At 32.5% G+C, this 19,453-nt stretch carries 22 protein-coding genes and 1 pseudogene; 19 read left to right on the forward strand and 4 right to left on the reverse strand.

Going from position 1 to position 19,453, the window contains the following annotated elements; translation table 11 throughout:
* Positions 1–474, forward strand: a pseudogene (locus tag P8H68_RS08930) (bifunctional 5,10-methylene-tetrahydrofolate dehydrogenase/5,10-methylene-tetrahydrofolate cyclohydrolase); the annotation flags it as partial.
* Between the two features lie 34 nt (positions 475–508).
* Here the strand turns inward: P8H68_RS08930 and P8H68_RS08935 are convergent.
* The 4 genes from P8H68_RS08935 to P8H68_RS08950 all read right to left on the reverse strand — a co-directional run bounded on the left by P8H68_RS08935 (position 509) and on the right by P8H68_RS08950 (position 5,219).
* Positions 509–1,528 (reverse strand): DUF368 domain-containing protein, encoded by a 1,020-nt coding sequence (locus P8H68_RS08935; RefSeq protein WP_300323724.1) that lies wholly within the window; start codon positions 1,526–1,528, stop codon positions 509–511.
* A gap of 12 nt (positions 1,529–1,540) precedes the next feature.
* Positions 1,541–2,467 (reverse strand): DUF368 domain-containing protein, encoded by a 927-nt coding sequence (locus tag P8H68_RS08940; RefSeq protein ID WP_300323728.1) that lies wholly within the window; start codon positions 2,465–2,467, stop codon positions 1,541–1,543.
* A 90-nt stretch (positions 2,468–2,557) separates the two neighbouring features.
* Positions 2,558–3,760, reverse strand: coding sequence for a Gfo/Idh/MocA family oxidoreductase (locus tag P8H68_RS08945; protein WP_300323731.1), 1,203 nt, complete (start codon positions 3,758–3,760; stop codon positions 2,558–2,560).
* A gap of 91 nt (positions 3,761–3,851) precedes the next feature.
* Positions 3,852–5,219, reverse strand: coding sequence for a hypothetical protein (locus P8H68_RS08950; RefSeq protein WP_300323734.1), 1,368 nt, complete (start codon positions 5,217–5,219; stop codon positions 3,852–3,854).
* A gap of 315 nt (positions 5,220–5,534) precedes the next feature.
* Between P8H68_RS08950 and pyrR the strand changes: the two genes are divergently transcribed.
* From pyrR to P8H68_RS09040, 18 genes are all read left to right on the forward strand, one after another.
* Positions 5,535–6,077 (forward strand): bifunctional pyr operon transcriptional regulator/uracil phosphoribosyltransferase PyrR, encoded by a 543-nt coding sequence (gene pyrR / locus P8H68_RS08955; protein WP_300323797.1) that lies wholly within the window; start codon positions 5,535–5,537, stop codon positions 6,075–6,077.
* Positions 6,078–6,080: 3 nt separating this feature from the next.
* Entirely contained in the window at positions 6,081–7,010 is a 930-nt protein-coding gene (locus P8H68_RS08960) for an aspartate carbamoyltransferase catalytic subunit (protein ID WP_300323737.1), read from the forward strand.
* A gap of 23 nt (positions 7,011–7,033) precedes the next feature.
* Positions 7,034–7,363 carry a hypothetical protein gene (locus P8H68_RS08965; RefSeq protein WP_300323740.1) on the forward strand — a complete coding sequence of 110 codons (330 nt, stop codon included), beginning with the start codon at positions 7,034–7,036 and terminating at the stop codon, positions 7,361–7,363.
* Between the two features lie 13 nt (positions 7,364–7,376).
* Positions 7,377–8,297 carry a ribonuclease Z gene (locus tag P8H68_RS08970; protein ID WP_300323743.1) on the forward strand — a complete coding sequence of 307 codons (921 nt, stop codon included), beginning with the start codon at positions 7,377–7,379 and terminating at the stop codon, positions 8,295–8,297.
* A 114-nt stretch (positions 8,298–8,411) separates the two neighbouring features.
* The gene (rmuC, locus tag P8H68_RS08975; protein ID WP_300323746.1) at positions 8,412–9,842 is read left to right on the forward strand and encodes a DNA recombination protein RmuC; all 1,431 of its coding nucleotides are present in this window, start codon (positions 8,412–8,414) and stop codon (positions 9,840–9,842) included.
* Between the two features lie 17 nt (positions 9,843–9,859).
* Positions 9,860–10,492, forward strand: coding sequence for a hypothetical protein (locus P8H68_RS08980; protein ID WP_300323749.1), 633 nt, complete (start codon positions 9,860–9,862; stop codon positions 10,490–10,492).
* Positions 10,493–10,577: 85 nt separating this feature from the next.
* A complete protein-coding gene (locus P8H68_RS08985) occupies positions 10,578–11,228 on the forward strand; it encodes a class I SAM-dependent methyltransferase (RefSeq protein ID WP_300323752.1) in 651 nt (216 codons plus the stop codon).
* 27 nt (positions 11,229–11,255) lie between these two features.
* Positions 11,256–12,050 carry an FAD-dependent oxidoreductase gene (locus tag P8H68_RS08990; protein ID WP_300323755.1) on the forward strand — a complete coding sequence of 265 codons (795 nt, stop codon included), beginning with the start codon at positions 11,256–11,258 and terminating at the stop codon, positions 12,048–12,050.
* Positions 12,051–12,176: 126 nt separating this feature from the next.
* On the forward strand, positions 12,177–12,332 hold the full coding sequence (locus tag P8H68_RS08995) for a hypothetical protein (protein WP_300323758.1): 156 nt from the start codon (positions 12,177–12,179) through the stop codon (positions 12,330–12,332).
* 124 nt (positions 12,333–12,456) lie between these two features.
* Positions 12,457–12,945, forward strand: a complete 489-nt coding sequence (locus P8H68_RS09000) for an SRPBCC family protein (RefSeq protein ID WP_300323761.1) — start codon at positions 12,457–12,459, stop codon at positions 12,943–12,945.
* Positions 12,946–13,079: 134 nt separating this feature from the next.
* Positions 13,080–13,991 carry an SAM-dependent methyltransferase gene (locus tag P8H68_RS09005; protein ID WP_300323764.1) on the forward strand — a complete coding sequence of 304 codons (912 nt, stop codon included), beginning with the start codon at positions 13,080–13,082 and terminating at the stop codon, positions 13,989–13,991.
* Between the two features lie 242 nt (positions 13,992–14,233).
* Positions 14,234–15,184: an SDR family oxidoreductase gene (locus P8H68_RS09010; protein WP_300323767.1), complete on the forward strand. Its 951-nt coding sequence runs from the start codon at positions 14,234–14,236 to the stop codon at positions 15,182–15,184.
* Between the two features lie 9 nt (positions 15,185–15,193).
* Positions 15,194–16,105, forward strand: a complete 912-nt coding sequence (locus tag P8H68_RS09015; RefSeq protein WP_300323770.1) for a helix-turn-helix domain-containing protein — start codon at positions 15,194–15,196, stop codon at positions 16,103–16,105.
* A 2-nt stretch (positions 16,106–16,107) separates the two neighbouring features.
* Positions 16,108–16,608 (forward strand): hypothetical protein, encoded by a 501-nt coding sequence (locus tag P8H68_RS09020; RefSeq protein ID WP_300323773.1) that lies wholly within the window; start codon positions 16,108–16,110, stop codon positions 16,606–16,608.
* Positions 16,609–16,783: 175 nt separating this feature from the next.
* Entirely contained in the window at positions 16,784–17,539 is a 756-nt protein-coding gene (locus tag P8H68_RS09025; protein ID WP_300323776.1) for a hypothetical protein, read from the forward strand.
* A 13-nt stretch (positions 17,540–17,552) separates the two neighbouring features.
* Entirely contained in the window at positions 17,553–18,389 is an 837-nt protein-coding gene (locus P8H68_RS09030; protein WP_300323779.1) for a DUF4437 domain-containing protein, read from the forward strand.
* A gap of 15 nt (positions 18,390–18,404) precedes the next feature.
* Positions 18,405–18,812, forward strand: a complete 408-nt coding sequence (locus P8H68_RS09035) for a DUF2007 domain-containing protein (protein ID WP_300323782.1) — start codon at positions 18,405–18,407, stop codon at positions 18,810–18,812.
* Between the two features lie 105 nt (positions 18,813–18,917).
* The gene (locus P8H68_RS09040; RefSeq protein WP_300323784.1) at positions 18,918–19,361 is read left to right on the forward strand and encodes a 2-dehydro-3-deoxyphosphooctonate aldolase; all 444 of its coding nucleotides are present in this window, start codon (positions 18,918–18,920) and stop codon (positions 19,359–19,361) included.
* Positions 19,362–19,453 lie beyond the last annotated feature (92 nt).

Here is a 19,453-nt window from a genome sequence, read left to right on the forward strand (position 1 = left end):
CCTACTTTCTTACCTGCAACTCCATATGGAATTATGGAACTTTTAGAAAGATATAAAGTAGAAACTTCAGGAAAGAATGTTGTGGTTATAGGTAGAAGTCATATTGTGGGACGACCTATGAGTATCTTACTTAGCCAAAAAAGAGCTGCTGGTGATGCAACGGTTACTTTGACACATAGTAGAACAAAAAACTTGAAAGAAATCACCCAAGAGGCTGATATCATTGTTGCTGCTTTAGGGGTTGCTGAATTTTTAACAGGAGATATGGTAAAAGAAGGAGTTACCATTATTGATGTAGGAATCACCAGGGTTGACGATGCTTCTAAGAAAAGTGGGTTTAGATTAGCAGGAGATGTACATTTTGAAAGTGTAAGTAAAAAAGCAAATTTTATTACACCTGTGCCAGGTGGAGTTGGTCCGATGACAATTGCAATGTTATTAAAGAATACTTTATTAGCCTGCAGTAGAAAATAAGACTCTCTTAAAATTATAAAAAAGCCGTTACAATTTAATTTGTATCGGCTTTTCTTTTTCTTTCATAAAAATCTATTGCTAGCACTATTAGGATACCCAATATAATAAATAAGACACAGTACCAGTTTTGAGAAATGCTCATATCTGGAACAAATCTTTTGTAATTTTCAACAATTCCGACACCTTCATTATCTAACAAAACGATTCCGTTTTCTGTAGCCAAAACTTTTTCTTTCCATGGCCATACCATGCCCAAGGAACCAATAATAAATCCAATAATAAGTGCTGTTACTATATGATTCCATCGTTTTAAAACATAACCTAAAATATGAGATAATGTGATCAAACCAAAAAATGAACCAAAAAAGAAAGTGACGGCAATCTTAATATATTTTATATTTCTTTCTATATCTAATACCTCAAGATTTCCTATAAGAACAGAACTAGTGACATCAAAAACAACGTTTACGCTATCTACTAATAGCAACACATAATTCCCCATCAGCATTAAGATAAAAGAACCGGAAAGTCCTGGAATTGTCATTCCACTTACTCCAACTACTCCACAAAAAAAGACAAACCACAAATTGCTATTTTCAGTCGCTGGGGGAAGATAACTCAATGCAGCCCCCATGATGATTCCTAGTAAAACGAAGCCAATATTTTTAGAGTTCCAGTATTCATAGTTTCTACCTATATAGTAAACAGAACCCAATATCATACCGAAAAAAGTACTCCACACATATGTTTCGTATCGAGTCAATAGAAAGTCTAAAACTATAGAAATTGAAAAATAGCTAAACAAGCTACCGCCCATTACTAAGAGTAAAAAAGAAATATTTAAATATTGGAATAAAGAACGGAACCTCCCCGCTATTAATAACTTGAACGCTTTTAAATTGACTTTTCTGAATGTGTATATCATTTCTTCATAAAAACCAAGAACAAAAGCAACTGCACCTCCCGATACTCCAGGAACTTTATTTGCAGAACCCATAGCTAATCCTTTAAGGAAAAGAAATAATTTCTCTTTTGAACTTCGTTTTTCCGACATCAATACATCATTTTAATCCAACTTTTTTTCCGCTTGCACTTTCTCTAAAAAAATAATCACTAAATAACCAACCACTGCTAATGCAATAGCCATTAATAATTGGTTGTTTTCATAGTCAAAAGGACTGATACTATTTTGAAGTAAAGGAACTTCTTCTCCATGAGAATTAGTTCTCCAAGTCAACGTTTCTTTCCAAGGCCATATTTTATTTAAAGAACCAATAATAAATCCAGTTAGTCCTGCCAAAGTTAAATTTTTAAAGTTTGAAAACAACCATTTCAATACTTTAGAAAAACTCAAAAGTCCAACCACTACCCCTGCTCCAACAGTCGCAATCAATTGTAAATCTCTAGAGTGAATTGCTTCCAAGATCATCTTATAAGAACCGAGAAGTACTAAAATAAAAGATCCAGAAATTCCAGGAAGAATCATCGCACAGATAGCCAATGCACCCGAAATAAAATAAAATAATAATGAGGCTTCGTCAGAAACTAGCGGCTCTAAAATTGTTATATAATAAGCGACTCCGGCACCTAATACTAATAATAGAATAGTTTTAAAGTCCCATTTGGTAATTTGTTTCCCAATAAAAATGACACTCGCTAAAACCAATCCAAAGAAAAATGACCAAAGCAAAATAGGTTCTGTTTCTAATAAATAAGAAATCCCTTTCGCCAAAGATATCACACTAGCCGCAACTCCTAAAAGCAATACGCTTAAAAAATTACCGTTGATAGAGTTCCAGGCAGATTTGATACCTTCCTTTTTTAAAATTGCAACCGTTTTGAAATTGATACTACTGATGCTCCCTAAGAGCTCTTCATAGATACCAGAAATAAATGCAATGGTACCTCCTGAAACTCCCGGTACTACATCCGCTGCACCCATTGCCATTCCTTTTAAAAATAAGAATATATATCCTTTAACTGATCTTTCCATAAGTAATTTTAATTTTAACAAATGTAATATTAATAAAAGAGAAAATTCACACCTTGCTCCTCACAAATTTGATTTATTTAAGTTACTAAATTAAAACAAATTGTATTCTTCTTTCCAATATTGAGTTGTACCGGTATACATGGCATCTAATGACATTTGAACTGCAATCGCCGTATGACCTCCTGTGTAAACGTTTGATATGGGTTGCGTTTTATTTACAATAGCTTCCTTGAAATCAAACAAAGCTTGTTTGGTTGGCTCCATATGAGATATATTTAATTTCTGACCTTTATCCATACCTGAACCATAATTTTTTGTGGCTCCAGAAACTCCATCAACCAATCCGATAGATGGTTTTTGAGTTTTAGAATAAAATTTGATCCAAGCTGATTTTGGTCCAATAGTTATAATTCCTTTTCTACCAATTACTTTTATTTCATATCCACCAGGAATATTGCCTGTCAAGGATTTAAAGCTAGCCTTAACTCCACTTGGATACTCAAACAATAAATGTGTATTATCATAAGTCTCCCGTCCATCTCGGTAAAAATCAATGCCACCTGTTCCCATAATTTTTTTAGGATTTTCTTCTAACACCCAATTTACAAAATCAATTTGATGTGAACTTAATTCCGCTGTCAATCCGCCTGAATATTCTCTATACATTCTCCAGTTGATAGATCTTTCTAAAGAAGGTTTGGGTACAGGTTGTCTCCAATCTCCTTTTCTGTACCATTGGCATTCAAAAGAACTAATCTCTCCTATTTCCTTTGATTTGATTATTTCTACTACTTTTTGATATAACCTAGAACTATGGTATTGGTGCCCTGTTTGAAAAATTAATTTTGAGTCTTCTAATTTCTGAACTAATGATTTGATCCCGTTGATTCCTTTTATTGTGGTTTTTTCACAGTATACATGTTTCCCTGCCTCAATGGCATCCATGGCTATTTTCTCATGGGTGTAAAAAGGCGTTGCAATAAGTACCGCATCTATTTTCTTGTTCTTTAAAATTTCTCGATAGTCGGAATACCCCTTCACAGTACCATCTATTTTAGCCAAACCATTGATCAACCTAAACTCTAATACATCGCATAAAGCCACTAGATCAATTCCTTCAACGGATTTTACAACTGGTATCAAACCAACTCCTCTACTCCCGGAGCCTATTATAGCCAGACGTATATTTCTCCTCATAAAATTATTAGAAATCTCAGAGGCTAATACCGTTCCTCCAAATAAAAAACCAGCGGATAACACAGATCCTTTTTTAACAAACTCTCTTCTTTTCATAAACTATTATTCTAACTATTAGTTATTTTAATACTAAATTGTATTTTATTTTTGTAAAGCGTAAAAAAAGTTCCATTAAGGAACTTTTCTATTATTTCTCTTTTCTGAAATTTTCAATAATATTGATAACTTCCTCGATTTTAAAAAATCCTGGATACAATTCTTTCATTACTTCCCAAAATTCAAAATCAATAGCCAATCCATTTTTTAAATGCATATAAGAAGCGTCTTTATCTCCTACCTGTAAAAATAATCCAAACAACCTGTATTCTATTTCAGCAGCATCGTTAAAATATTTTTTTGCTTTTATCAAAGTATTTAAAGACTCGGAATAATCTCCTAAATAATATTGAACATCGGACAACGCTAACCAAATTTCTAGTGATTTATCATCCAAGCTTAAACAACGTTTGAAAGCAACAATAGCCTCTTCAAAAAAGCTAAGTTTGATATTGATTTCACCATACTTTCTCCAATAAACCGAGTTGAACTCATCTATGGAAAGCACCTTTTTTATGTAGTATAAAGATTTTGAATAATCCTCTAATAAGTAATAAACATCCGTCAATGACATCCATGCTTTGTCTAACAACGGATCTTCATTTACGGCTTTCTTATAGAATTCAGCCGATTTATTCAATTGGTCTAAATTTCTAAAACAATCTCCCATTCGCAAAAAAACAAAGGCTGTAGGGTCATCTAATTCTAAAGAAATAGTATAATTTTCTATAGCCTCTTCATACCTTTCTAGGATTTCTAATGTCTTAGCTTTTTCTAAATAACCTCCTATAAAAGATTCATCAATAATAACCGCATAATCAAACGCTCGCAAGGCTTCTTCATGGTCGTTTAAAACCATATATTGTCTTCCTAACTGATGCCAAGCAACTTCACAATATGGATTCACATCTATATACTTTTTCAAATAAGCGACTGCTTCCTGATGCTTTTCATCCATGTCAAAACAATAGATGATATTGTACAAAGAAGAATAATCTTCAAAATCTACTTCAAGACATTTGGCAAAATTCATTCGAGCTTGGTCAAAATCATCTAAATAAAGATATTCCATTGCAAGTAATGAAGACACATCCGCTACGTCGTTTGTAAACTCTAAAGCGGTCTTTAAGGATTCTATAGCCTCTTTATGTTTGTCCGCCTTAGAAAAGATTGCGGCTCTTTGAATGTGCACTTCTTCATTTGTAGGTTCAATTGCCTCCAATTCATTCAAAAGCTTTTCAGCGGTATCAAATTGTTCTTCAAAAATATAAAGCTCCACTTCTAGTAACTTTAACAGAATGGAACTCGGATGTTGTTCCACTCCAAGTTTCACTGCTTTTTTTGCCAAAGTATGCCGCCCATTATCTAAATAATAATGAATAATTTCTTCAAATTCTGACGAATCAAAAAAATACACTTTGTTGGTTTTCAACATCGATTCAAATTTTGATAAAGACATATCTTTGCTTTTAGGTGAAACAATAACTCTACTTTTTTAAAATTAGCATTTCTCTTTCCTTAATAAACGGAAAAAAGAAATTGTTTTTAACAATTTAATCAACAAAACAGGCTCTTTAGCATACTGCGTATCAGTATAATGCTCAAAAAACGAGCCAAAGTATTTTTAATTTTTACCTAAATATTTAATTATCATAGGAAAAGAATTTCAAAATTCCTGTGAATAAATGCCGTTAAAATATTTCTCATTAACTTAAGAAAACATATTTGTTTGAGTATATTTGTTTTAGGAAAACCAAGCTTTCTATTCAATTATATGGGCAACAAAATATTACTAAACTCTAGAGAAATTGAAATCATTTTACATAGATTGGCCTGTCAGTTAATCGAAAATCATGATGATTTTTCTAACACAGTTTTACTTGGACTGCAACCTAGAGGTACTTTTTTAGCAGACAGACTTGCGAAACTTTTAAAGGAAGAATATGAAATTAAAGAAATTCTTTTAGGGAAATTAGACATCACTTTTTTTAGAGATGATTTTAGAAGAAGAGATGCTCCTTTGGAAGCAAACTCTACTCAAATTGATTTTTTAGTGGAAGGAAAAAAAGTAGTAATTATTGATGATGTTTTGTATTCCGGTAGAAGTATCAATGCATCCTTAGCAGCGCTTCAATCTTATGGTAGACCTGAACAAATAGAACTTTTAGTTTTGATTGACAGAAGGTTTAGCAGGCATTTGCCAATTCAACCAGACTATAGAGGAAGACAAGTAGATGTGATTAATAACGAAAAAGTATCTGTTCATTGGAATGAGAATGATACGGAAGATGCAGTATATTTAACAACGAACAATTAGAGAATGAAATCATTAAGTGTTAATAATTTATTAGGTATTAAACATTTGAATCCACAAGACTTGGATTTGATTTTTGAAACTGCCGATCATTTTAAGGAAGTAATAAACAGACCTATTAAAAAGGTACCCTCTTTAAGAGATATCACTATTGCCAACCTATTTTTTGAAAACAGTACAAGAACAAAACTTTCTTTTGAGTTGGCAGAAAAAAGACTTTCAGCTGATGTGATTAACTTTTCGGCGGCACAGTCTTCTGTGAAAAAAGGAGAAACATTAATTGATACCGTAAATAACATTCTGTCTATGAAAGTAGATATTGTTGTGATGCGTCATCCCAATGTAGGCGCTGGAGTATTTTTATCAGAGCATGTAGATGCGAAAATAATCAATGCTGGTGACGGTACACATGAACACCCTACACAGGCTTTATTGGATTCTTATTCGATAAGAGAAAAGCTAGGAGATGTTGCGGGTAAAAAAGTTGTAATCATTGGAGACATCTTACACTCAAGAGTTGCCTTGTCAAATATTTTTGCTTTGAAATTGCAAGGTGCTGAAGTAAAGGTTTGTGGACCTACAACATTGATCCCGAAACATATTGAAAGTTTAGGTGTCAAGGTTGAAACCAATTTAAGAAAAGCATTAGAATGGTGTGATGTTGCGAATGTACTTCGCGTACAACACGAAAGAATGGACATTAAATATTTTCCTTCTACTAGAGAATACACTCAGTTGTTTGGTATCAATAAAGAAATTCTGAATTCTTTAGATAAAGAAATTGTTATCATGCACCCAGGTCCTATTAATAGAGGGGTTGAAATTACAAGTGATGTTGCGGATTCTGATCAATCTATTATCTTAGATCAGGTTGAGAATGGAGTTGCCGTAAGAATGGCTTGTATTTATTTGTTAGCAGAACAAATTAAAAGATAGTTTGACTTTTAAATGAATTGAAAATGAAAATTGAGAAAAAAGATAATTACACAATAATTCAAGTTACGGAAACCTCGTTCGAAGAGTTTTCAAGTGCGTTTAAGGTGGATGATTTTTCTAATGAAAATCTATTCTTAAATTTTATTGATGCCTTTGAAATTACTACGACTCAAATAGATAGTTTTTCTGAAATAGCTATGGATAAAAAAGAAAACGGAACCTCTTTTATCGTTATTGCGCCTGGTATTGAAATTGATGATTTAGAAGATGAAACTCTTAGTGTTGTTCCAACCCTAATAGAAGCGGAAGATACTCTTGAAATGGATGCTATTGAACGCGATTTAGGACTGTAATTATTTCCAAAAGATGAGCATTAAACTAACAATTTTAGGATGTCACTCTGCTTCTCCGAGACAGAATGCATTTCCGACTGCTCAGTTTTTAGAAATAAAAGACCGAAATTTTTTAATCGATTGTGGTGAAGGAACTCAGACTTTGTTAAGAAAGCACAAGGTTTCCTTCTCTAAAATCAAACACATATTTATTTCTCATCTTCATGGGGATCATTTTTATGGTTTGATAGGTTTGATTTCTACCTTTGGATTGAATAACAGAGAAAATGATTTGCATATCTATGGACCAAAGGGAATCAAGGAAGTTATTACACTTCAGATAAAATTGGCCAAATCTTGGACCAAGTACAAGTTGTTTTTTCATGAGTTAGAAAGTAACGAAAGTGAGCTTATTTTTGAAGATAAAAAAATACAAGTATATACCATCCCATTAAAGCACAGAGTGTATACCAATGGGTTTTTATTCCAAGAGAAAATAGGTGAACGAAAACTCAATATGGATGCTATAGAAGCGAATCCTGAGATAGAAATTTGTGATTACCATAATTTAAAAAAAGGAAAAGATTTTGTTTATGAAGATGGTCAAACTAGCATCTCAAATAGCAAACTGACCTATCCTCCTAACAAACCTCTCTCCTACGCCTTTTGTAGTGATACCCAATACCATCCACCTGTGATTCCTATCATTAAAAATGTGGATTTATTATACCATGAAGCAACTTTTTTAGAAGATAAAAAAGAATTGACAGAAAGAACCAAGCATTCCACTGCAAAAGAAGCTGCCGCTATCGCGAAAGAAGCGAATGTAGGGAGATTAATTTTAGGGCATTACTCTTCTAGATATGATGACTTAAACCTTTTCAAAGAAGAAGCTAGTACTATATTCCCTAATGTGTCACTTGCCGAAAGCGGAAAAGTATTTGAAATAAAATAGCTGTTTTCTTATTGTTTATAACATTTCCCTATTTCAACAAATTATCATTAATTTGATTTTAATTATTATGTAAATTTGTTTGAGTTAGCACATACTTTATAAAATAATTATTCAATGCAAAACCCATTAATTCTACTTGCTATTATTCTAATTGCAAGTTTCGTTGGTTATATAATCGGACAAAAAATTTCTAAATTAAAATCTGAAAAGGAAAATATTGCCTCTGATGAAAAAATGAATCAGCTAGGACATCAGTTAGACCAACAAAAAATTTCTTCTGAAACTGAAAAAAATAATTTAATTGAAACGATTTCTAAATCTGAAAAAACAATTGAATCGTTGCAAGCTGACGCATCTAAGAACATCGAACAATTAAGAACTTCTAAGGATAATGAGTTGGAAGAATTAAGACAAAAAAATAACAGTCTTTCAATAGAACACACAAAACTAGAAGCTGAGTTAAAGAACACAAAAGAGAAACTAACAGAAAACAAAGAAGAAGTTGAGAAGCTTCAAGAGAAATTCACCAAAGAGTTTGAAAATTTAGCCAATAAAATTTTGGACGAAAAATCTATCAAATTCAAAGAGCAGAACAAAGAAAGTATTGGAGAGATTTTAAATCCACTTAAGGAAAAAATTCAAATTTTCGAAAAAAAGGTTGAAGATACAAACAAAGAAAGTATTGTAAGAAACTCTGCTTTAAAACAGCAAATAGAAGGTTTAGAAAAATTGAACTTAAAAATGAGTCAAGAGGCCATAAATCTTACAAAAGCCTTAAAAGGAGACAGTAAAACCCAAGGGAACTGGGGGGAATTAATTCTGGAAAGAGTTCTAGAAAAATCAGGACTTGAAAAAGGCAGAGAATATGATTTAGAAAAAAGTTTTGCTACTGAAGAAGAAGGAAAAACAAGATTACGTCCAGATGTTATCATCAACCTACCTGACAATAGAAAAATGGTGGTTGATTCAAAAGTTTCTTTAACAGCCTATGAGCAATATGTAAACTCAGAAACAGAAGAAGAAAAAGTTGTATTTGTCAAGGAACATGTCAATTCCTTAAAAAGACATGTAGATCAATTGAGTGCAAAAAAATATGAAGATTTACATCAAATAGAATCTCCTGATTTTGTCCTGTTATTTATTCCGATAGAACCTGCTTTCGCAGTGGCACTTGAAGCAGATCATGAGTTGTACAATAAAGCATTTGTAAAAAACATCGTAATTGTTACACCTTCTACCCTGTTGGCTACTTTGAGAACTATTGATAGTATGTGGCAGAACGAAAAGCAGCAAAAGAATGCCATTGAAATAGCAAGACAAGCGGGTGCATTGTATGATAAATTTGAAGGTTTGTTACAAGATCTAATCAAAGTAGGAAACAAATTAAAAGACACAAAGACGGAGTACGAAGGTGCGATGAATAAATTGGTAAACGGTCGTGGAAACCTAATTACCAGTGTAGAAAAAATAAAGAAACTTGGAGCCAAAGCAAAGAAAGCATTACCCAATACTCTTTTAGAACGCGCTCAAGATTCAGATTCTTAATTAATTAGAATATAGCTATGGAAAAAAAGCACTTGTTAATATTAGTACTCATCACTATTGGGTTTAAAGGTTTCTCTCAAGACTATGTAAAAAAAATAGCGAATAAAACCTGTGAGTGTGCTAATAAAATTCCCGATTCGGTTAGCAATGATACTTATAATATGCAACTTGGTGTTTGCATGATTGCATCGGCCAAACCTTATAAGAAGAAGCTGAAAAAAGATTTCGATATTGACTTTAATCACATTGATACACAGGCAGAACAGCTAGGAGAACTTATCGGAATGCAAATGATTGGGAGTTGTCCAAATACAATGATTGAAATTGCTAGAAGAAATGAAGAGCCTCAAATAGAGGAAGTATCTCTAAATATTCAAGGTAAAATAGTAAATATTGAAGAAAATCAATTCGTATTCTTCCTTCTTAAAGATGGAACGGGCAAAACGAAAAAATTTATTTGGCTTTCTTACATTGAAAGTGATATTGACTTGTTTACAGATTATAAAGAAATGAAGAGTAAAGCAGTATCCATTACTTATAAGAAACAAGAATTATATGACCCTAGAATTGGAGAATATAGGAATTACAATATTATCATTTCTATAGAAAAATTAAGAAGTTCAACAAGAAGTACAATTGGTATGTTGTAGGTCTAACGACACTTGTACAAGTTATTGTATATTAAGTAATAAAGGAGAACTTCGTAATTCACTTGAGACAATAAACAGTTAAATGATGAATCAAGAATTTAGAAAAAAATTAGGGGTAGATGAAAACAAACCGAACGACTGGTTTGAAAATTTATATGCTGTTTCAAATGACTCTGGTGATGGGGTTCCTTGGGCTAATATGGATGCTCATCCACTATTCAAAAATTGGATCCGCGATAAACCAAATGTAAGCCGCGAACAAACAGCTTTAGTTGTTGGTTGTGGATTGGGAGATGATGCCATTGCACTTGAAAACAAAGGTTATAAGGTTACTGCTTTCGACGTTTCTGAAAGTGCTATTGAATTGTGCAAAGAAAGATTTCCAGCTAGTAAAGTGAACTTCATTAAGGCAGACTTACTTGCTGGAGTTCCAAAATGGAAAGAAAAATTTGATTTCGTATTAGAGATTTTCACAATACAAGCACTACCACCTAAATACGAGGATACTTTAATTAAAAACGTTGCTAATTTTGTAAAACCAAATGGTCAATTGTTGATCATCACAGAGGTGCAAACACCAAAGAGAATTTATGAGAATGGACCACCTTGGCTATTAAATCATAATTATAAAGATTCTTTTGAAAAACTTGGTTTGCAGCTCATATCAAATTCTATAAGTCGAGAAACGCATATTGGTGAGGAACTTCATTTATCAGTATTCGAAAAAAAATCATAACTTCTTGTCAAAATAATTAGATGATTTATGATGACAAATTCGGAACTTGAAATTTATGATACAATTATTATTGGCGGTGGTCAAGCCGGATTGTCGGTTGCTTATTTTTTGCAAAAAACAAAATTAAAATATCTTATTCTAGACAATCAATCTGAACCTGGTGGGGCTTGGCAGCATACTTGGGATAGTTTAAAACTTTTTTCACCTGCGCAATACAGTTCTTTATCTGGTTGGCAAATGCCTGCAACGGAAAACGAGTACCCTACTAAACTGGAGTTCCTGAATTATTTATCCAACTATGAAAAACGTTATGATTTCCCAATAAAACGTGATACCATTGTTATAAATGTTTCAAAAAAAAATGACTTTTTTCAATTAGAGACAAATAACGGTCTTTTTTTATGCAAAACATTGGTCAGTGCTACAGGTGCAGCTAACTCTCCATACATCCCTGAATATCACAACGCTCATTTGTTTAAGGGGAAACAAATTCATTCCATAAATTATAAATGCCCAAATGATTTACATAACCAAAAAGTTCTCCTAGTTGGTGCAGGGAACTCTGGATCTCAGATTCTAGCAGAAGTATCAAAAACAACTCAAACTACTTGGGTAACTATTGAGCCTCCTGTATTTCTTCCGGAACATATTGACGGTCGCTATCTATTTATTCAAGCGAATAACAGTTATTTAAAAAAATCCTCGAATACGAAATCTGAAAAAATTTCTTTGATTAATATCGTTCAAGTAGAAAGTGTTAAAGAAGGTTTAACACGAGGGATTTATAAAGATCATAAACCCTTCAGTTCTTTTTATGAGTAGGGTGTTATCTGGAAGGATGGAACCAAGGAAGCTTTTGATACTGTTATTTGGTGTACTGGGTTTAGATCCAATTTAAAACATTTGAAGAGCTTACAAATCATAAAAGACAATACAATTAAAACTCAAATGAGTCGATCTGTAGAGGAACCTAGACTTTGGTTGGTTGGCTATGGAAACTGGACGGGTTTTGCATCCGCTACTATTTATGGTGTGGGGAAAACAGCTAAACAAACGGTGAAAGAAATTAACACATTTTTTGAAAAAGAGGGAAATATTCCTTAAAAAGGAGACATAATAAATATCGTGTTCATAAGAAATTTTAATAATTTTTTATCAGAAACCAAACCCCTGACACACCCTTGTCATCGATACATGATACTTTTGACTAACATAAAAAAACATAAAAATGAGCACATCAAAATTTCAGCAAACCATTAATGTATCACAAGAAAAAGTTTGGGAGGTATTATTTGAACAATATGGAGATATCCATGTACACAACCCTACGATGCCAACTTCCAAATATGTAGGCGACTTTACTAAGGGGGCAGTAAATTGTCCAAGACATGTAACCTTTGATGAAAAATTATATCTAGAAGAAACGATCACAGAGGCACATGAAAATAAAAGCTTCAAAGTGGTTGCATACAAACACAACCTCCCTTTATTAAAGGACATGTCGGCTGTCTATCAATTGATTTCATTAGGAGCTCATAAAACCCAAGTCACCATGATTTCAAGTGTTACCTCCACTCCTAGCTTTATGATTTTCTTAATGAAGGGGCAATTAGGGAAAGGTTTGAAACAACATTTATTTGGATTAAAATATTATCTAGAAACTGGGAAAACAGTGAATAAAGATAATTACGCTCAAGTTTTTAAAAACTATAACTAGAGAAACTCATCTACTTTTTATAAAAAAATCAATTCCCTTTTTCTTTTATTCTTTTATTAAGAATAATGAATTGGGGAATTGAATTGATTTTGATATTTTTGAGTATATCAGAATTTATTTTTAAAAAGTTTATTATGGAGGATTCTATTTTCAGAAAAGATGGTACAGCACAAGGAGTAGCTAAACAACGAATGATTGAAAGTCTCGCTCAACCTGATAAGCGAGTTATTTTCGATCCAATAGCAGAGCACTTTGTTCTTGGTGCAAGTATCATAAAAATCATGGGACATAAATTGAGCGTTTGGATAACTAAAAAGTTCACTCCTGGATTTCATGAACACCTGATGGCACGAACTCGATTTATTGATGACCTTGTTGAGAAAACAGTCGCTGAGGAAGCTGAACAATATGTGATACTTGGAGCTGGATATGATTCTCGTGGTCATCGACTAAAGCTAAATTCTACGATTAAAATATTTGAAGTTGATCAAAATGAAGTTCAAAATATAAAACGCTCTAAACTTCCCGCAAATTTAACTGAGACGGAACATATTACTTATGTAAGTATTGATTTCAATACACAAAGCTTGAGCGAGCAATTAATAGCAGCTGGATTTGATAAAACAAAAGCAACGATTTTCACACTGGAAGGAGTATCACAATATATTACCAAAGATGCTATAAAATCTACTTTGCAAGAAATTGGAGAACTCAGAATAAACAGTGATACAACTTTTTTTATGTCCTATGTAGACAAACGATTAAAAGATGCACCTAAGGATTGTTTTGGAGAAGGTTACCGGAATGCCGAAAAAAAAGCAAAAACGGTTCAATACCTATCTGCAAAAGTTGGTGAACCATGGATCTCTTTATATTCCCATGAAGACATAAAAGAATTATTGGATGAATTTGGATTTACTCTTACAGAAAATAAATGTTTAAAAGATTTAAATTCCGTGTATTTTGAACCTCTTGGAAGAAAGCTTCCCGAAAATGAAATTTTCAATTTAGAGCATTTTGCAGTGGCTGTAAAAAAGCAATCATAAATACTTCTTCTAATATGAAAGATTTTTTAACTAAGGCATTTGATCTCTCTGAGATGGATGCTCAAATATTTTCTGAGGTATTTGAGAAAAGCCAATTTAGAAAGGATCTGTTTTTAGAATTCGACTGCAGCAATCGTACTAAATAACCAAAAAGTATACAAGATTCGAAAATCAGTATAAGTGACCAAGTACATCGGGTCTTTATCTTTGTGGTATTATTTAATCATTAAAAACATGCTATTATGAATACGAATCAATTTGGTAAAAAAGGATGGACACCTGATAGAATAGGAAACTTGAATGGTAAAACATTTATAATTACAGGAACTACGAGTGGAACAGGGTTTGAAGCTGCAAAAATTTTGCTGACCAAAGGAGGAAAAGTTGTGATGCTTAACAGAAATTCAAAAAAATCTGAAGACACAATAGCACTGTTAAAACAAGAACTAGGAAGCAATATTGATGTTTCTTTTATTCAAATGGATTTGGCAGAACAGGCATCGGTCAAAATAGCTGCGGAAGAGGTTATAAAAACTGTCTCCCAAATAGATGTGTTGATTTGTAATGCCGCCATTGCCCAGGTGCCTAAACAAATCATTACTGAAGATGGTTTTGAAAGCCAATTAGGCGTAAATCATTATGGAAACTTCTTATTGCAAGGAATGCTTTACCCAAGGATTGAGGCCTCTAAAGGACGTATTGTGACTGTGGGAAGTATGGGATATAATTTAGGAATTAAAACCATTCAGTTTGATGATATGAATTGGGATAAAAACTATAGTCCAAATGGAGTTTATAGCCAAAGTAAACTAGCCCAGATTATGTGCGTTTATGAATTACAAAATAAATTGATAGAAGCGAATAAAAAAGAGGTAAAAGCTTATGCCTGTCATCCTGGAGCCTCTAAAACGTCCTTGATAAAAACAAGTGGAGGTTTAATGACTCGTTTTATTTGGCAATTAATGAAGCTGTCTCCACTTGTACAGTCTGCTGAAAAAGGAGCTTACCCTCAATTGATGTGTGCTACGGAACCTGATTTAGACCAAACTGAATTTTATGGTCCTACCAAAAGAATGAACACTGTAGGTGCGGTTGGAGCGCATACCTTAGCACCACATGCCAAAGATAAATTAGTTGCTAAAAAATTATGGCAAATCTCTGAGAAAGCAACAGGGTTCAAATGGAATATTTAAATTTTTAGGATGCAGCACTTTAAAACATTAGTCTCTTATTTAGAATATCTTGAGTTACCAAGACCGGAACATCCTATGTTGAGTGTATTCTCAGAAAAAGGAGAAGGGTTTTTACCATGTCCCATAAAAAGCTCTCCACCTATCACAAACGATTGCTATTCTATTAGTTTGAAAAAAATAATTAAAGGAGATCTCAATTATGGTAGAACACATTATGATTTTTCTAATGGTGCCCTAATTTTTATTGCACCAAGACAAGTATTGCAATGGGATGAAACGGTTGTTTACGACCAAAAAGGCTTTTCTATCAACTTTCATGAAGATTTTTTAAAAGGGACTGAATTGGACTATCAGATAAAGAAATATGGATTTTTTTCATATTCTGTAAATGAAGCTTTGCATTTATCTCCTCGGGAAGAAACGCAATTAGAATCTATTGTTGAAAATATTAAAATTGAATATCAGAACAACCAAGATGCCTTTAGTAAAGAAATTATAATTTCTCAGTTAACAACACTGTTGAAATACGCAAACCGCTTTTATGAAAGGCAGTTTTTAAACAGAAAAGAACTTTCAAATTCATTATTAGAGAATTTCAACCAGCATATGACACAGTTTTTTGAATCTGGACAGTTGCAAGAAAACGGAATTCCTAGTATTGATAAAATAGCATCAAAAATGGCAGTTTCTCAAAGGTATTTAAGTGACACGCTAAAAAAAGAAACTGGAAAAAGTACTACAGAACATTTGCAATTGCATCTGATCAATGAAGCGAAAAATATTTTACTACAACCCAATAAAAGTGTTGCAGATGTAGCTTATGAATTGGGATTTGAATACCCACCCTATTTTTCGAGATTATTTAAAAAGAAAGAAGGGATAAGTCCAACACAGTTTAGAGAAAAATTTAAAATGAATTAATTATGGAACTATTAAAATTAGCTATCGAATGGGCAAAATCAGAGGTCTTTTCAACAAGATTCTTTATTGTTTTTGCAATTTTATTTTTAATTGCAAGTGTTGGTTTTTGGCAACTCGGAAAAACCGACATTGCAAAAGCATATATTATTCCTACTCTAGTTGCAGGTGTTTTATTGATGACTATTGGATTGGGATTATTTTTTACAAACAAATCAAGAGTTATTCAATTTGAAAAAGCATACCATGCAAACGCTACCGCTTTCTATGAATCAGAAATGGAACGAACCGAAGCTACCTTAAAGGAATATCAAAACGTTGTATTCAAAGGAATTCCTGTGATTATGATTCTTGCCTCTTTAGGAATTTTATTTTTACACAATCCTACTTGGAGAGCTATTTGCATTACCACTATCGCTATGCTTGTTGTTATTTTATTGGTAGATGGTACTGCACATGGTAGAATTAAAAACTATCAAGAAAAGCTAATGCAAATAGAAAAATAAAAATTTCTATTTCCAATTTTATTTCTTTTTTGAAGCTTGATATATATCACCAACCTTTTTTCAGAATCATTTGTAATTTGTTTCATGTCGTAATTATTTAGCTTCGATTATAAATAATCCTATTAGCCTCAGGTAAATAAGAATTATAATAAGTATTTTTAACAAAAAAAAACTTATGAAAATTTATTACTGTATCCTTGTTCCTTTGCTTCTAAATTTTATGGTTTCATGCGAAATAGTGCAGGAAACAGAATTCAATCGTAACGGAAGTGGTACCTATAGTTTGGGGTTTGATATGTCAGAAATGATGAAAATGGGAATGAATTCTAATAAGCCAGGTGTTAAGAAACAAATGGATACCGTAATTGATTTTTCTCAGTTTCTAGAAGATGAAAAAGATAGTATTGCTAAGTTGAGCAGAGAGGAAAGAAAAAAACTTGAAGCTCTTAAAGATTTTAGTTTGTCCATAAAAATGGATTCTATTTCTAATCGCTATGAATTTAAAATAGACTACTCTTTTAAAAACATAACGGACTTGCATCGTTTCGGTGATAAATTAAAAGATCAAAATATTGAAGACTTAAATTTCTTGGACAATAAATCAGGGAACAGTAAACAATCTGAAAAAATGTTAGATCTAAACAAAGGATATATTACAGTATTTAATAAAAGACATTTTTCAACTAAAATGAGTGAAGAAGCCATTTTAGAAAGTGAAAAAAGTAGAGATACTACCTTAACGGAAGATAGTCCAATGGCGAATCTTATACGTTTTAAAAGTGTTTACAAGTTTCCATATAAAATAAAGAGTGTAGACAATGTAAATGCTAAAATATCTTCTGATTTTAAAAGTGTAGAAATCTATGGGAATGCATACGATATGAATAGTAATCCTCGGTATTATGATCTAGAAATAGATTTTGAAAGATAAAAAACTTTTAGTTATGATAAAATTGATCACTTACAGTTTTTTGTTAGTACCTCTACTCTTTTCTTGTGAGACTGCTACAAAAAAAAATAACAAGACTTTACGTCCCACAAATAAAGTTATTTTAAGTTCTAACATTATTTGGGAAAAATTAAACCCTGCAAGAGGAGATCAAAGTCCACAAGCTGGAACTATATGGGGAGATAGAAAAGGCACGGAAGCAACTGGCTTTTTAGCAAAATTTGTAGATGGATTTTCATCACCGCCTCACATCCATAATGTGACTTACAGAGCGGTAGTCATTAAAGGACTGATTCATAACGACGATCCTGAGGCAAATAATATGTGGATGCCAACGGGTAGTTTTTGGACACAACCTTTTGGGGAAGCACATATTACTTCAGCCAAAGGAAAAGAAAATATCGCCTTGGTAGAAATTGATAAAGGTCCCTATTTGGTGAAACCCATATCGGAAGCTTTTGATAATGGTGAGCGCCCAATAAATATAGATGCTTCTAATATTGTTTGGTTATCAAAGCAAAGAACAAATTGGATTGGTAACAAAAGCAATGCAAAAATTAGTTTCTTATGGGAAGATGGAAATAATATAGGGCTCTTTATAAAAGTTCCTCATAAATCTCATGCGGTTCTTAATAGTGATGGATCCGTATTTCATGCCGTAGTTATTCAAGGGGTTTTACAGTATGAGATGCCAAATAATACATCGATTTATTCTTTGGATGCAGGGAGCTACTTTGGAGCTACAAATAATACTATTCATACTATTTACAACAACGCCAATCAAGATGTAATTCTATACATCCGCACGAATGGAGAAATTAGAATCAACTAAGTTTTAATATATATCATGTCACTTATTACACTAAAAACATTCGACAATTCCTTTGAAGCTCACTTGCTAAAAACAAAACTAGAAAGTGAAGATATTAGAGTGTTTCTATTTGATGAAAATTTAGTTTCTATAAACCCTCTTTACAACGTAACCCTAGGAGGAATAAAATTAAAAGTGGACGAAAGTCAATGGAATAAGGCCGAAGAAATTTTGACGGAATTAAATGGTAACAAACTGACCAATGAAGATAACCAAATCAATAATTGCCCAGAATGTAAATCTGAAGACATTATGTATGGTTTCAAATCAATGGGTGGTACAAAAGGAGTTTTTTCAGCTATTTTGTCTTTTCTATTTATGGTATTTCCAATTTATTTTAAAGCCGTTCATAAATGTAATTCTTGTGGAACAGAGTTTAAGTAAATTCTACTAAGCTGAGCTCTATTTAAAGAATAGATAATGGTTTAAATAGAGTTTGGTAATTATTTATGGAATAGTTTTTGAAACCCATGTATTAAAAGCTATTCTATGAAAAAAAATGTTTTCACTATTGTATTGTTGGTGTTCTTCTCCTGTTCCTCTTCAAAAAAGGCTCAAACCAAAGAAAATAAAATTCTTGAAAGTTTTGTTATTACTGAAGTCTCTCGTAACAAATCTTACGGATTAACACCAAAAAATCCAGTTGAAGTTGGTGGTAGTTTTGAGTCTGGAGCATGCAATGAGAGAAGATACCTCAACCTTTTAACCGGACCTAATGGTGAAATGATTTCCTATTACAGAGCTGGTAGTTGTTGTCCTATAAAAAGTGAGAACGGATTTAATGGTATGGCTATGTTAGATAATTACCGTGTGACTTGGGAAAATTCCAAAGACACCATTTCTATCTATATCAATTTATATGATAAAGGTGAATTAAAAGTACCCATAGGATTTGGTTTTAAAAATCCTCAAGTACAGTTTTTAGAACAATAAAAAAAAGGTTCTTCTGTGGATCTATACTAATATATAATATCGAGTATTGGTTCAATTTGATTACCTTTAATACCTCTATAAACCGTCTTTCA

The sequence above is a fragment of the Flavicella sp. genome, from assembly GCF_029238425.1.
GTDB lineage: Bacteria > Bacteroidota > Bacteroidia > Flavobacteriales > Flavobacteriaceae > Flavicella.

Excerpts from the sequence above, each read along its gene's own strand:
- P8H68_RS08935 (WP_300323724.1), bottom strand. The coding sequence starts at position 1,528 with ATGTCGGAAAAACGAAGTTCAAAAGAGAAATTATTTCTTTTCCTTAAA.
- P8H68_RS08940 (WP_300323728.1), bottom strand. The coding sequence starts at position 2,467 with ATGGAAAGATCAGTTAAAGGATATATATTCTTATTTTTAAAAGGAATG.
- P8H68_RS08945 (WP_300323731.1), bottom strand. The coding sequence starts at position 3,760 with ATGAAAAGAAGAGAGTTTGTTAAAAAAGGATCTGTGTTATCCGCTGGT.
- P8H68_RS08950 (WP_300323734.1), bottom strand. The coding sequence starts at position 5,219 with ATGTCTTTATCAAAATTTGAATCGATGTTGAAAACCAACAAAGTGTAT.
- pyrR (WP_300323797.1), top strand. The coding sequence starts at position 5,535 with ATGGGCAACAAAATATTACTAAACTCTAGAGAAATTGAAATCATTTTA.
- P8H68_RS08960 (WP_300323737.1), top strand. The coding sequence starts at position 6,081 with ATGAAATCATTAAGTGTTAATAATTTATTAGGTATTAAACATTTGAAT.
- P8H68_RS08965 (WP_300323740.1), top strand. The coding sequence starts at position 7,034 with ATGAAAATTGAGAAAAAAGATAATTACACAATAATTCAAGTTACGGAA.
- P8H68_RS08970 (WP_300323743.1), top strand. The coding sequence starts at position 7,377 with ATGAGCATTAAACTAACAATTTTAGGATGTCACTCTGCTTCTCCGAGA.
- rmuC (WP_300323746.1), top strand. The coding sequence starts at position 8,412 with ATGCAAAACCCATTAATTCTACTTGCTATTATTCTAATTGCAAGTTTC.
- P8H68_RS08980 (WP_300323749.1), top strand. The coding sequence starts at position 9,860 with ATGGAAAAAAAGCACTTGTTAATATTAGTACTCATCACTATTGGGTTT.
- P8H68_RS08985 (WP_300323752.1), top strand. The coding sequence starts at position 10,578 with ATGAATCAAGAATTTAGAAAAAAATTAGGGGTAGATGAAAACAAACCG.
- P8H68_RS08990 (WP_300323755.1), top strand. The coding sequence starts at position 11,256 with ATGATGACAAATTCGGAACTTGAAATTTATGATACAATTATTATTGGC.
- P8H68_RS08995 (WP_300323758.1), top strand. The coding sequence starts at position 12,177 with ATGAGTCGATCTGTAGAGGAACCTAGACTTTGGTTGGTTGGCTATGGA.
- P8H68_RS09000 (WP_300323761.1), top strand. The coding sequence starts at position 12,457 with ATGAGCACATCAAAATTTCAGCAAACCATTAATGTATCACAAGAAAAA.
- P8H68_RS09005 (WP_300323764.1), top strand. The coding sequence starts at position 13,080 with ATGGAGGATTCTATTTTCAGAAAAGATGGTACAGCACAAGGAGTAGCT.
- P8H68_RS09010 (WP_300323767.1), top strand. The coding sequence starts at position 14,234 with ATGAATACGAATCAATTTGGTAAAAAAGGATGGACACCTGATAGAATA.
- P8H68_RS09015 (WP_300323770.1), top strand. The coding sequence starts at position 15,194 with ATGCAGCACTTTAAAACATTAGTCTCTTATTTAGAATATCTTGAGTTA.
- P8H68_RS09020 (WP_300323773.1), top strand. The coding sequence starts at position 16,108 with ATGGAACTATTAAAATTAGCTATCGAATGGGCAAAATCAGAGGTCTTT.
- P8H68_RS09025 (WP_300323776.1), top strand. The coding sequence starts at position 16,784 with ATGAAAATTTATTACTGTATCCTTGTTCCTTTGCTTCTAAATTTTATG.
- P8H68_RS09030 (WP_300323779.1), top strand. The coding sequence starts at position 17,553 with ATGATAAAATTGATCACTTACAGTTTTTTGTTAGTACCTCTACTCTTT.
- P8H68_RS09035 (WP_300323782.1), top strand. The coding sequence starts at position 18,405 with ATGTCACTTATTACACTAAAAACATTCGACAATTCCTTTGAAGCTCAC.
- P8H68_RS09040 (WP_300323784.1), top strand. The coding sequence starts at position 18,918 with ATGAAAAAAAATGTTTTCACTATTGTATTGTTGGTGTTCTTCTCCTGT.